Below are 13622 nucleotides of genomic sequence, written 5' to 3'. Positions count from 1 at the left end.
AGGGGCACACATCTGTATGCCCCTACATATCTATCGGTATCAGCTATTTCGTGAAATGTTGTTAGTTCAAGAAATTTTGTATAGCACCACCGCCATTCCTACCAACAGCAGGAATTTCTAGGAAGCTATCTGTAGCTTTGCCCGTACCATCGTCCTTAACGGATGTCTGGTTACCCGGATGTCCATTGGGAACGAAAAGTTGCGGATGATCAAAAGGCGCTTTCTCGTACCTAACTCGGTCATCAGTTAGTCCTTTTAAAAAGGCGACCAATTGCTGTTTTTCTTCTGGTGACAGATTCAATGGGGGGAGAACTCCAAAGTCACCACCTCGATTGTAAAAATCAACCACTTGTTCTAAAGTCGCTTGACCTCCATTGTGGAAGTAGGGGGCAGTGAGTTCGACATTGCGAAGTCCAGGTGCTTTGAAAGCTCCGTTTGCAGTCACAGTTTCACTAGAATTCAACGGTGGAGTCAGGGTGGGAGGATTTTCGCCCAGGAGAAGCTGGAATTTCCCTAACTGAGCCAATCTTGCCTCTGAAAGCGGATTATTCTGCACAGGGTCACTACCACCTAAACCGGGGTCATCCGTAACAGGTCTAACGCCGATATTGAAGAAGCCATTGTCTTCAGGGGGTTTTGCACCGAACGGCGCACGTTTGATTCGTCCATCTTTAGCCACGCTGCTTACTGAAGCAGCTGTTAATTCTGAACCAACGTGGCAACCAATACACAAAGCCTTGCCCTGAAACAGGTTTTTACCTAGTTGCTGCTGAGAGGTTAAAGCTGTGGTGTTTCCTGCCAAGAAGCGATCAAAAGGCGTATCATTGGCAATGAGTGTAGACTCGTACAACTGAATTGCCAGCCCAAAAAACAGCGAGAAGTTATACTCCAACAGCGTGTACTCATTGGTTTGAGAAGAGTTATCAGCGTTGTTGATAAAAGTCCGTCTACCTTGAGCATCAACTTGGATGAGTTGATTAGACTTCCACCACTCTGGCTTAAAGGCATCTTTAATCAGCTGGTCGTAGGTTTTATCCTTCAGTCCGGGCTGAGGATATCTACTATCTGCACCTAAAACGCTGTCTTGTGGATGCACAACCTGTTTACCTAGCGGTCTGAGGGTAGATAACTTTTGCCCCAAGACTCTGGGGAGCTTTGTACCCCTAAGTGACAAAACATTTTGTAGCAGTGTGTTGATAGATTTAGTGTTGCCAATTTGCGCCAAATTACCGGTAAGTTCATCAACGGAACTCAGTAGCGGCCCAACTAGAGTATCAGCAAGATTATCTATATTATCTAGCGGCAGCTTGCTGAGAGATTTTTTGTTGTCAATTCGCCCGAATTTATCACCAATTTCCTGAAAAGTACGACCATCAGCCGACAACTCGAAAGAACTTAGTGGCGGCCCAAGCGCCTGAGAAGCCAAAGACGAATTATTCAGTCTGATTTTGACAAATTTAAGCTGATTTGGTTTTTCTGCTTTTACCACAGAAGCGTTAGGATCTCTTAAACCAAAGGGATTTACCCCATTAAAGATGTTCTGTGCCCTTCCATCCCAAAAGTTGCGGAAGTTGAATACTGAATTAATTACGGTTGGGGTGTTACGCGGCTGGACGCGGCGCACATTTGTACCTCCCACGTTAAATACCGGATCTAGCTCGGTTTTTACTTCGTCTTCCGCGCTACCAGGTTTAACATTAACAAACTTAGCATTGGAGACACCCTGAGAGGAACTGACATCATTTCGGTCAGATACAACGGTTTTAGGATCGTTCGGATTTGACAGCTTGTGGAAGGGGAAATCTCCCGGTTTAAGCTGGTAGTTTGGCCCACCACCTATATTAAAAACTGTATCTGGATTCGCTGTACCATCAGCGTTAATCCGCAAAAGCCCAGGAGAAATCTGATTTTTGGATCTATTGTCGGCTCCAGCATGGAAGTGACAACTAGCACAGGAGGTTTGTCCGTCGCTCCCAACCTGCATATCCCAGAAAAGAGCTTTTCCTAACTTGATTGCAGCTACTTTGTCTTTTACAAAGTCTCCTAGATTGTTAGGCTCTGGAACCGATACGCTCTTGAGTGAAGTTAGAGGCGGCGGCGTAACCTGGGCTGATACAGTATTTCCAGCTATTACTGCTGCCAGAATAATGGCAGCAATTGTTATAGTCTTTGAAAATCTTGATCTCAGGTAGTTAATCTTGTTATTCCTGAATTTCCACCCTTGGCGTTTTATTTTTGTCACCAAAGATTTGAGTAAAAACCGACCTCTTGAGGTCAGTAGCAAGTAAATTGATAAGCCAGTAATAAAGACTACTAAGCTTATTATGGGTATGATCCCCATAGTTTTTTTGTAGTAAATTGACACCGAAAAAATTATACATCTCTAATCAAATTTCAAATGTAATATTCATGTAAAGTAATTACACTATTTACAAATTTTATGTGAGCAAAAAACGCTATTAGACTATAAAAAATTCATTAGAGTAGGTAAACTATTTTACATTTAATTTCTATTATTCAGCTTATTGACAAGCTTTATCTACAAGAGCTTGATAAAATTTAGGTATACAAATTAGATATGTTTTAATTTATCATCTGCCCTACTCTGGGTAAAATATTTGAATGTTACTACATAAAACTTCTGGTCGTTGGCCTTTAGGGCTAGGGTTATCGCTATTAACGGTCTTATTGTGGGGAATTTTACCTATTACTTTGACGATCGCTCTGCAAGTACTTGATGTATATACCGTCATTTGGTTTCGGTTTTTTGTATCATTTTTACTGCTTACTATATATTTAGGAATACGGGGTAAATTACCAAAGTTAGAACAACTGCGTTCTGTTTCTTGGAAATTATTAGCGATCGCTACCCTTTTTTTAGGGATTAATTACTTTCTTTTCATGCAAGGTTTAGCACTAACATCGCCTGCTAACGCTGAAGTTCTCATTCAATTATCTACCCTTTTATTAGGTTTCGGAGGGTTAATAATTTTTCAAGAACGTTATCGACTGCATCAGTGGATTGGTGTCAGTGTAATGATTTGCGGTTATCTTTTATTTTTTCGAGAACAACTAGCAAATTTAATTACAGCGCATGGCACATACATACTAGGTAGTATCTTGATTGCGCTAGGAGCAACGTCATGGGCTATTTATGCTTTGGCACAAAAACAGCTATTACAATCTTTATCTTCCCCTAGTATCATGCTGATTATTTATGGAGGCTGTGCTTTATTATTCACTCCCCTAGCCAAAATCCAATCACTTTTTATACTTGATAGCTTCCATTTATTAATACTGGTTTTTTGTGCTTTGAATACTTTAATCGCTTACGGTGCTTTTGCTGAATCATTAGAACATTGGGAAGCATCACGAGTAAGTGCAGTAATAGCTTTAGCTCCCATTGTGACATTAATAACAGTTGCAGTTCTATCAATTATTGCACCTAATTGGGTACCATCAGAAAACTTTACTTTCATAGCTATATTAGGCGCAGGTTTAGTAGTCACAGGTTCAGTAGCGATCGCCTTGGGAAAAGCTAGTTAACAACAATAGTTTTCAGGATTATTACTAGGTTTTTCATCTAGTAAAATCGTGCCATCTTCAAAGCTACAACATAAATACTGAGGCAGAGCATTTTTTATTTGTTATGATTTACTAGTGAAGGCAAACTACGGGGTCAGCTTCTTATAAGATGGATACTTTACCCATTTGTGTGACTCTGTAAGATCTGATTTTTGAATTGATAGCCAAGAGAAAATTCTTGAAGAAGAATTCAGAATTCAGGAGTCAGAATTAATTACTAGAGGATTCTAACTACTGACTCCTAAATTCTGTTTTGATAAAATTCCGGCTAATAACTTTAAGTAAACCAAGCAGGGCGCCAGAATAACTACCAAAGCCAACACCTGATAAAACCAGAGTACCGAAACAGTTGAGCGATGAATAGTTTGTTTGGTAATTGGGCCAGCACCCTGAGAAAAAATTCTCTATTGCTGGTTCTTTCAATGGTGCTGCCAACGTTTGGAATTAGCAATTCTATCTTGGCAGCAGAGCGGATTTATGCATCTTATTCAGCTTTAGAGCTTTCTATTTCAGTTACTACTTTAGAAAACTATGCCAAAACAGGTGTAATTAACGAAGACTTGGCAGCCTATCAGCAATATCTGCCTTTTCAACAGCTTCAAGAATTGCGGCAGATTTTACTTAATCGTGTGAAAGTTAGTCCGGTAGTAGTTTCACAACTTCTCTATACACCCCAAGGAGAGTTGTTGCTGCATCGGTTGGCGCAAATTATCAAAACCAGTCACCCAGAACCAGGATTTGGTGCTTTGCGTTCGGCGCTAATTTTAGCCTCTGGTGAATCAGAAGGCTTGACACTATTGAATGTGTTGCGTAAATATCCCACCAGCAGCATTCGCCTTGACGTAGCACAGACTTTAGAAATAGCTACGGAATTAGAGAAACTTGTTAACCAAACTCATCGAGCGATCGCAGCAGTATCGATTGAGTCTAAAATAGAAGCTGCTAGCATCAAACACCCGAATTTCTCACAATTACCTGATTTACAAGTTCCGGGAAAGTTTAAGTCGCAAAAATACACCCAAAAGTTTTTCGACTCAACACGCAATCGGCTTTTATTAACTGATGTTTATATTCCCAATGTCCAGAATGCTGCACCCGTAATTGTGATTTCTCACGGCTTGGGTTTAGATAGCAGCAACTTTCAATATTTAGCCACGCATCTAGCTTCTTACGGATTTGCCGTTGTCGTTCCCAATCATCCTGGTAGTGATGCTAAACAATTACATTCTCTGTTGAATGGACACGTCAATGAAATAGCAGAACCAAGTGAATTTCAAGACCGACCAATGGATGTAACATATATCCTGAATCAATTGGAAAAAGCTAATCAATCTGATTCACGGTTTAAAGGTCGCCTAAATCTGCAACAAGTCGGAGTATTTGGTCAATCTTTGGGAGGCTACACAGCCTTAGCCCTGGCAGGCGCTAAAATTAACTTTGAGCAGCTAAAACTTGACTGTCAACCAGCAACACTGCAAAACACTTGGAATATGTCTTTAATGCTCCAGTGTCGCGCTTTAGAATTGAGCATTAGTAAGTCTGGCAAGGATTATAACCTGCGGGATGAGAGAGTGAAAGCTGCGATCGCAGTTAATCCCATCACTAGTTCTATTTTCGGCAAAGCTGGCTTAAGTCAAATCAAAACTCCAGTGATGATTGTCGGTAGTAGTGAGGATACAGTTGCACCAGCTTTATCCGAGCAAATTCTCCCTTTCTCCTGGTTGGCGAATTCACAAAAGTATCTCGTCATGCTTGTAGGTGGCACTCACTTTTCCACTATTGGCAATGCCAACCCCGCAAATCAACAAGTAGCATTACCTGCTGATATGATTGGCGATGCTTCTCAAGCGCGTCGTTACATGAATGTTTTAAGTTTACCTTTTTTCCAAACTTATGTTGTAGGAAGACCGCAATACACCCCCTACCTTAACGCCGCCTACACTCAAAGCATTTCTAGTAAGTCGCTTGGTTTGAGTCTCGTCAAGTCATTGAATACAACCGAATTAGCACAATTGCTGGATATTAAAAAAGCCAAACCTGCAAAAGAAAAAGTTCCTAATACCATAGTCAGCTTCGGATTTTGGATGTTGGATATTGGCGTTGCATTGCTGCATGTGATGATTTTTATTTGACTTTGTACAAATGTAATTAATTGAACCATCCTAAATGTATAAATCAATACGTTAGGGTTAAGCAAAGTTAAACCCAACAAAGCCCAGGAAACGTTGGGTTTTATTGCTCAACCTAATCTACATAACTTAATTATTAAACGAACCGCCAAGTACACCAAGTACGCTAAGAGGATGTTTGAAAAGTCATGATTCATGTATCACATATTTTTTACCCCACCCTAACCCTCCCCTTATAAAGGGGAGGGAACCAGATTTTTCTTGTTTCCCCCCTTTATAAGGGGGGATTAAGGGGGGTAAAAATGTGATTAAAAGCACAAGATACCACTTTTCAACATCCTCTAAGGAAGAAGGAGTAATTAGACAATCGCTAAATTAGTTAAGTCGCCTTTGTAGCCACTAATTTCAATAACAGTATCCGTGAGAGCAGAAAATCCATTAGTACTGTCGTTGAGTGCCACAAAAGTTCGCCTATTACTTGTACCTAAAGTAAAAGTTGCCGCACCTTTAGCCACAAAAACAGTTGCAGTCAATATTTGTTGTATATCTGACAGATTCAAACTTGCAACAGGGCCAAGTTGAAGCAAATTAGTGGCAGAAACAGCATTCAGTCCATCAATTTTATCTTCACCAATTTTCAAGTCAGTAATTTTATCAAAACGAGACAGTAGCGAATCACTTAGGTTATCGATTACAAATTGATCGTTTCCGCAACCGCCTGTTAGGTTATCACTACCAGCGCCACCGTTGAGGATGTCATTACCTTTACCACCAACTAGTTTGTCATTTCCTGCTAATCCAAATAATTTATCGTCGCCGTTTTTACCGAAAATTTGATCGTTGCCAGCTCTACCAGTCAGTGTATCTTTACAGTTGCTACCGTATAAGGTTTTGTTGGGTACATTTGCATCGTTGGTGGTTGTACTGAGCAGTTGACCGTTGGTATTATATAAATAACTGGTAATTGCATCAATTATACCATCGCTGTTATTATCAATATCTGCTGAAGTGAGTTTGCCATTGGCATCGTAGTTGTAAATAGTAATCTCATCACCGAGTCCATCATTATTTTTGTCAACTACCTGTGCAGTGAGTTTGCCGTTAGCGTTGTAGCTGTAAGCTGTTACCTCATCAATGATGCCATCCTGATTATTATCAATCTTCTGTGTAGTTAGTTTTCCTTTAGCATCGTAGCTATAGATACCAACTGCATCAATTACACCATCATTATTGAAATCATAGCTGGCGGTTGTGCGCCCATAGGTATAGGTTTTGACATTATCAGCTATGCCGTCGGTCTTGTAGTCATAAATACTATTAATAATTTCGCCCTTGCCTTTGTAGTCTTGGCTAGAGGATGTTAGATTGCCGTTAGCATCATAAGTATAGGTTGTGACACTATCAGCTATGCGATCGCCATTATAATCTTCGCTAAAGGATATCCGGTTGCCTTTAGCATCATAAGTATAGATATAGACATAATCAATTGCGGGGGGGCTGGTTTCGCCATAATAGACAGAATCAAATATGCCGTTGCCGTTATAGTCTTTGCTTTCTGATGTCAGGTTGCCGTTAACATCATAAGTATAAGTTTCGATATAATCAGTAATGCCGTCGCCGTTGGTGTCACGGCTAAAAAATGTCAACTTCCCGTTGACATCATAAATATAAGTATTTTTTGATATAGAATCACCAATGCCGTCGCCGTTGGTATCAATACTTTCGGATATCTGATTACCCTTAGCATCATAAGTATAAGTTTTAACATAATCAGCTATGCGATCGCCATTATAATCTTCGCTAAAGGATATCCGGTTGCCCTTGTCATCATAAGTATATGTTGTGACATTATTAACGATGCCATCGCCGTTGGTATCACGACTTTCGGATGTCTGATTGCCCTTAGCATCATAAGTATAAGTTGTCACATAATCAACGATGCCGTCGCCCTTGTAGTCTTCGCTTTCCGATATCCGGTTGCCCTTAGCATCATAAGTATAGCTATAGATATAATCAAGGATGCCATCGCCGTTGTTGTCAAGGCTAGAGGATGTTAACTTACCGTTGGTATCATAAGTATAGGTTGTGACATTATCAGCTATGCGATCGCCATTGTAGTCATAGCTTTCAGATATCCGGTTGCCCTCAGTATCATAAGTGGAAGTTTGGATAAAATCAGCGATACCGTCGCTGTTGTTGTCATAGCTTTCCGATGTTTGGTTGCCCTTGGCATCATAAGTATAGGTATAGAAATAATCAGCGATACCGTCGCCGTTGTCGTCACGATTAAAGGATGTCCGGTTGCCCTTAGCATCATAAGTAGAAGTTTCGACATAATCAGCGATGCCGTCGCCGTTGGTATCACGATTCAAGGATGTCCGGTTGCCCTTAGCATCATAAGTAGAAGTTTCGACATAATCAGCGATGCCGTCGCCGTTATTGTCACTACTTTCAGATGTCTGCTTACCGTTGGCATAATAAATATAAGTTTTTATATCATCATCAATGCCGTCACCGTTGTAGTCAGAGCTTTCCGATATCAGGTTATAGCCGTAGTTAATAACTGAGTTTATTGTCCCATCACTGTTGTTGTCTGTGCTTTGGGATATTAGTTTGCCGTCGGCATCGTAAGTATAAGTTGTGGTTGAGATCATAAACTTATATTCCTAAATAAATATTTGTATAGCTTCAGTTGGGTACTACTACGGGTTTTAATGACATTTATTTTAAGAGCAGTAGGGTAAATACTGAATGTCAGTATTCTATCAACATCATAAATGCTTTGCAATTAATGCTGAATACAGTGATTACTCGGTTGCATTACATACTCTTATTTTGTTATTAGCATTTACAAAAAATTTTCTCGCATTCATTCTTATCGGCATATACTTTAAAGAAATGTGACATTTAATTGCGCTATTGTAAAAATCAGCTTTACATAAGTTGATTTATGAGGCAGCCTGAAAATACTACTACCCAAGCTACTGCTCTGACTAACCACGATCGCAAACCTATTCACATACCTGGCTCTATTCAACCTCATGGTGTTCTACTGGCACTCAGTACTCAGCTAGAGATACTGCAAGTTAGCAACAATACCCAAGAACACTTGGGCAAAGAGCCAGAAGATTTGCTTGGTAAACCGTTGAGCTATTTACTAGAAGCTCAACAAATAGAAACTGTAAAGCAGTGCTTGGGAAAAAAAATTGGCAGTCCTAATGTTTTCAGAGTATCAATAAATACTTTGCATCGGCAACGAGATTTTGACGCTATTGCTCATCGCACAGAAGAAGCTGTGATTCTGGAGTTAGAACCGACAGACTCAAAATCTGAGGTGAGTTTCTTAGACTTTCATGCTTTGGCGGGTGAAGCGATCGCCAAAATGCAAAGAACATCCAACCTGATAGAATTTTTGGATGTAGTGGCACAAGAAGTCCAAAAAATCATCGGTTTTGATCGGGTAATGGTCTATAAATTTGACCAGTCGGGAGCGGGTTCTGTTGTTTCAGAAGTCAAACGAGAGGATTTATCACCTTATTTAGGACTCCACTATCCCGCAACAGATATTCCAGCGCAGGCTAGGGAGTTATACACGCGCTGCTTTCTCCGATTTCTCCCCGATTTGACGGCTGAACCTGTTAACCTAGTTCCAACGGCAAATCCGACAACACATCAGCCTCTTGACTTAAGTTACTCTCTGCTACGAAGTTTTGATTCGTGTTGCGCTGAATATCATCAAAATATGGGAGTAAAGGCTCTTTTGGTGATTTCGCTGATTCAAGAACAGAAGCTTTGGGGATTAATAGCTTGCCATCACTTAACACCAAAGTATATTTCTTACGAAGTGCTAAAGATGTGCGAATTTTTGGGACAGATTGTGTCTTCTGAATTAGCGCACAAAATTAGTTATTCGGAATGGAACTATAAGGTAAAACTCAAATCGCTACAGTCTGATTTCCTTGAATCTATTTCCCAAGCAGATAATTTTATCGATGCCTTAATTAAACCAGAAATCCGCTTGCTCGATCTTGTTAGTGCCACTGGAGCGGCAGTTTGTCTGGATAATGAAATTACTCTTGTAGGAGCAACACCGAATATTCATGAAGTTCGGGCGTTAATTGAATGGGCGGATGTTCAAGTTAGTGATAACCTGTTTTCCACAGATTCTCTGCCGAAGCTTTACCCAGAGGCGCTTGTATTTAAAGATACTGCTAGTGGATTGCTGTTACTGCGAATTTCTAAAGTCCGGCGTTATTATATTCTTTGGTTTCGCCCTGAAGTTATCCAAACGGTAAACTGGGCAGGTAATCCCAACGAATCCATTCAAGCTCAGGCAGATGGTAGCCTTAGCCTATCTCCACGAAAATCCTTTGAACAATGGCAAGAAACGGTTAGATTAACTTCTTTACCTTGGGAAACTTGTGAACTTGAGAGTGCGATCGCTCTGAGTAATGCGATCGTTGGTATTGTACTATCTAAGGCGGATGAGTTAGCTAAAATCAACCTGGAGTTAGAGCGCAGCAACCGCGAATTAGCTTCCTTTGCTTACGCTGCTTCCCATGACCTAAAAGAGCCTTTGCGGGGAATTTATAACTTCTCAACGGTGTTGCTAGAAGACTATGCCCAAGTATTAGATGATGACGGAATTGAGTGCTTGCAAACAGTAGTTTCCTTGTCTGTACGCATGGAAACCCTCATAAATGCTCTACTGCGGTTATCGCAGTTAGGACAAGCACAACTGCGAGAGCAAGCAACTGACCTTAACGAATTAGTTACCCAAGTGATTGAAGTCTTTCGTGCTAGTCGCCAAGACTCTGCGCTTGTAGATATTCGCATTCCTCGACCTTTACCAACAGTTCAGTGTGACCGAGTTCTCGTTAATGAAGTCTTTAGTAATCTCCTGGGTAACGCCTTCAAATACAACGATAAGCCACAGCAATGGGTTGAGATTGGCTACTTTTCTCAAGAAGCATGGGGAGCAGGGGAGACAAGGGGACAAGGAGACAAGGGGATAAGAGGTGAGAACTTGAAACAAGTCTTTCCCTTTGTCCCCAATTCTCCTTGTCCCCAAGTCCTCTTGCCCAATCCCCAATCCCTAATCTTCTATATCCGAGATAACGGTATTGGAATTCCACAGCATCACCTAGAAACTATCTTTCGACTATTTAAGCGGCTCCACTCTCAAGAAAAGTACGGTGGAGGAGCAGGTGCTGGACTAGCTATTGTTAAGAAGATTGTTGAGCTTCATAACGGCCAAATTTGGGTTGAATCTACCGTAGGCGTTGGCTCGATTTTCTATTTCACGCTGGAATAGTTTAAGATAATAACCAAATATATATTTTTGTTAAGCTCTTTTAAGACCACGAATGACAAAAAAACTTCATGAACCTCTGCTCGTTGTTGAGGACAGCAATGAAGATTTTCGGATGCTACAACGTCTGATGCGGCGCATGTCCGTCCAGAACCCCATACATCGTTGTACTAATGGGGATGAGGTTTTAGACTTTCTTTATCAACAAGGAAGCGAAGCCTTACGCAACTCTAAAGTAGCACTAAGACCTTCTGTTATCTTGCTCGATCTAAATTTGCCAGGTATTGATGGCCGTGACATTTTAGATAGGCTTAAGCAAGACAAGAGTTTCAAGGAAATCCCCATCGTTGTTTTTACCACATCATCTAACCCCAAGGATATTGAACTGTGCTACCAAAAGGGCGCAAATGGATATCTGGTAAAGCCGATGGATGCTCAGGAATTAAAAAAGACAATTCAAGCATTCGTGGACTATTGGCTTGAAGCCAATATGCCGCCAGCTTTGGATTAATTTGTTTATTATCTGTTGATAAAGCAATAGTAAGGAAAGGATAACAAAAGAGACGACCGAGAGGACACAGAGACATTTTCCTCTTTGAGTCACTGTGTCTGCTTGTCTCTATTTGATGCACTTTCCCATTTTGTTATTTATCTTACTGCTTAAATTACTTTAGAATTTCTAAAGAATTTAGATTTTATTTACAGTTATTTTATATTATTTTTAGAATTATGCAATAAAAACATAATCTGGATAAAAGGGATCTACATGGCTCCCCAATCCTCATACTTAATATGTTGGACACATGGACGCTACTCATCATTGATGATTGTGCAGCAGATCGAAAAATCTATCGTCGATATCTGTTGAAAGATCCGCATCAGTCATACCAGATTTTGGAAGCAGACTGTGCAGAAGAAGCACTTGCTTTGTGCCAAAAAATGCGCTTTGATGTCATTCTGCTGGATTTTTGCCTACCTGATATGAGTGGGTTAGAACTCTTCGATCAGATGCAGCAGGAGATATTAGAGGCTTCTGTCCCTGTGATTATGCTGACAGGACGCGGCGATGAGGAGATAGCTGTGCAAGCAATGAAACGGGGTGCATTGGATTATTTGGTCAAGCAACATCTGACACAGGATGTACTTCAACTAACAGTCCGCAACGCCATTAAGCAATCGTGCTTGCAAGCCCAACTTTACAAAACTCAGGAGAGACAGCGCTTAATTGCCACGACTGCTTTAAGAATTCGCCAGTCTCTTAACCTAGAGCAAATTTTGAATACGGCTGTAGCCGAGGTACAGCAACTTCTAAAGTGCGATCGCGTGATGGTGTATCAGTTCGCCCCAGATACCGACGGTAAAATAGTGGCTTCCTCAGTTGAACCATGCTACACCGTAGCATTGTGCGATCGCGTTGAGACACTGGAGGAAGCAGGACAGAGGAAGGAAAGAGGTATAATCACTCATCCCCCTTGCACCCTGCACCCTGCCCCTCTGCCTCTCCTGCCCAATCCCCAATCCCCCATCCCTTATATCTATGAGCTTGGCTTGTGTAATTGTGTCAACCTGAAAGAGCAATTTAATACTAAGGCAAATCTGGTAGTTCCCATTAATTTGAGTAACAATGGAAATCCAACCCCCAAGCTTTGGGGTTTGTTGATTGCTCACCATAATTCCGGGGAACGGCAGTGGCAAACTGATGATGCCCAAATGCTCAATGAAGTTTCGGTGCAATTAGCGATCGCCATTCAACAAGCTGAATTGCTAGCCCAAACTCAAGCATCACTTGCCAAAGAAAAGCAACTCAATACATTTAAATCGCAAATTATTGCCACAGTCTCCCATGAGTATCGAACGCCCCTAACTTCAATTCTGGCTGCTGCATCAACTTTGGTAAAACATAGCCAGCAACTAGATGAGTCTAAACAACACAGGTTCTTGGGAATCATTGAACAGAAAGCCAGGTATATGTCCAAACTTGTGGATAATATGCTTCTGGTTAACCAATTTGAACTGGAAAAACCTAAATTTCAGCCAATCCAGCTTGATTTACTGCAATTTTTTGCTGACTTGATCGAACAAGAGCGAGAAACAGTAGGCGATCGCCACGAATTGATTTTTCAAATTACTGGTAATAACCGGGACTTTTGGGGCGATCGCGGACTTTTGCAGCAAATTTTTACTAATTTAATATCCAATGCAATTAAGTACTCTCCAGATGGAGGTACTGTAGAATTCCACCTCATCGGTAAAGAATCAGAAGTAATCTTTTATATCAAAGATCAGGGAATTGGTATCCCGATAGCTGATCAAAAAAATTTGTTTCAATCCTTCAGTCGTGGAAGCAACGTTGATACAATCCCCGGTACAGGATTAGGGCTAGCGATCGCTAAAGCTTGCGTAGAGTTACATGGTGGCGATATTACCTTGTCTAGTCAAGTAGGGCAAGGAACTAAAGTTACAGTCAGCTTACCGAAGATATTCCCAACGGCTCAACTATTCCCATCATCAACTTGACTTGTGGCAATTTGATTATCAGTTATCAATTAATCTTTATACTTAAAAGCTTGTTACTGTAAAACTTTAAGAAAAGCTTT

At 40.8% G+C, this 13622-nt stretch carries 7 protein-coding genes; 5 read left to right on the top strand and 2 right to left on the bottom strand.

The genetic code is table 11. The features are described 5' to 3' along the window. Window positions 1-61: 61 nt before the first annotated feature. The gene (locus tag RMY00_RS08825) at window positions 62-2341 is read right to left on the bottom strand and encodes a cytochrome-c peroxidase (RefSeq protein ID WP_416212054.1); all 2280 of its coding nucleotides are present in this window, start codon (window positions 2339-2341) and stop codon (window positions 62-64) included. A 281-nt stretch (window positions 2342-2622) separates the two neighbouring features. On the opposite strand from RMY00_RS08825, the gene RMY00_RS08820 reads away from it, so the two are divergent. Together RMY00_RS08820 and RMY00_RS08815 are read left to right on the top strand one after the other, a co-directional pair. Continuing rightward, window positions 2623-3546 (top strand): DMT family transporter, encoded by a 924-nt coding sequence (locus tag RMY00_RS08820; protein ID WP_322647175.1) that lies wholly within the window; start codon window positions 2623-2625, stop codon window positions 3544-3546. 395 nt (window positions 3547-3941) lie between these two features. Further along, window positions 3942-5717 (top strand): alpha/beta hydrolase, encoded by a 1776-nt coding sequence (locus tag RMY00_RS08815; protein ID WP_322647174.1) that lies wholly within the window; start codon window positions 3942-3944, stop codon window positions 5715-5717. Window positions 5718-6073: 356 nt separating this feature from the next. Here the strand turns inward: RMY00_RS08815 and RMY00_RS08810 are convergent, their stop codons facing one another. After that, the gene (locus RMY00_RS08810) at window positions 6074-8368 is read right to left on the bottom strand and encodes a bluetail domain-containing putative surface protein (protein ID WP_322647173.1); all 2295 of its coding nucleotides are present in this window, start codon (window positions 8366-8368) and stop codon (window positions 6074-6076) included. 296 nt (window positions 8369-8664) lie between these two features. Between RMY00_RS08810 and RMY00_RS08805 the strand changes: the two genes are divergently transcribed. From RMY00_RS08805 to RMY00_RS08795, 3 genes are all read left to right on the top strand, one after another. Beyond that, complete coding sequence (locus tag RMY00_RS08805) at window positions 8665-11028, top strand: ATP-binding protein (protein ID WP_322647172.1); 2364 nt, start codon at window positions 8665-8667, stop codon at window positions 11026-11028. Window positions 11029-11080: 52 nt separating this feature from the next. Then, on the top strand, window positions 11081-11536 hold the full coding sequence (locus tag RMY00_RS08800; protein WP_229486558.1) for a response regulator: 456 nt from the start codon (window positions 11081-11083) through the stop codon (window positions 11534-11536). Window positions 11537-11817: 281 nt separating this feature from the next. Beyond that, complete coding sequence (locus RMY00_RS08795; RefSeq protein WP_322647171.1) at window positions 11818-13542, top strand: ATP-binding protein; 1725 nt, start codon at window positions 11818-11820, stop codon at window positions 13540-13542. Window positions 13543-13622 lie beyond the last annotated feature (80 nt).

The organism is Nostoc sp. ChiVER01 (genome assembly GCF_034531155.1).
Lineage (GTDB): Bacteria > Cyanobacteriota > Cyanobacteriia > Cyanobacteriales > Nostocaceae > Nostoc.
The sequence above is the reverse complement of the archived record's forward strand: the minus strand, read 5'-3'. Positions and strand labels throughout refer to the sequence as shown.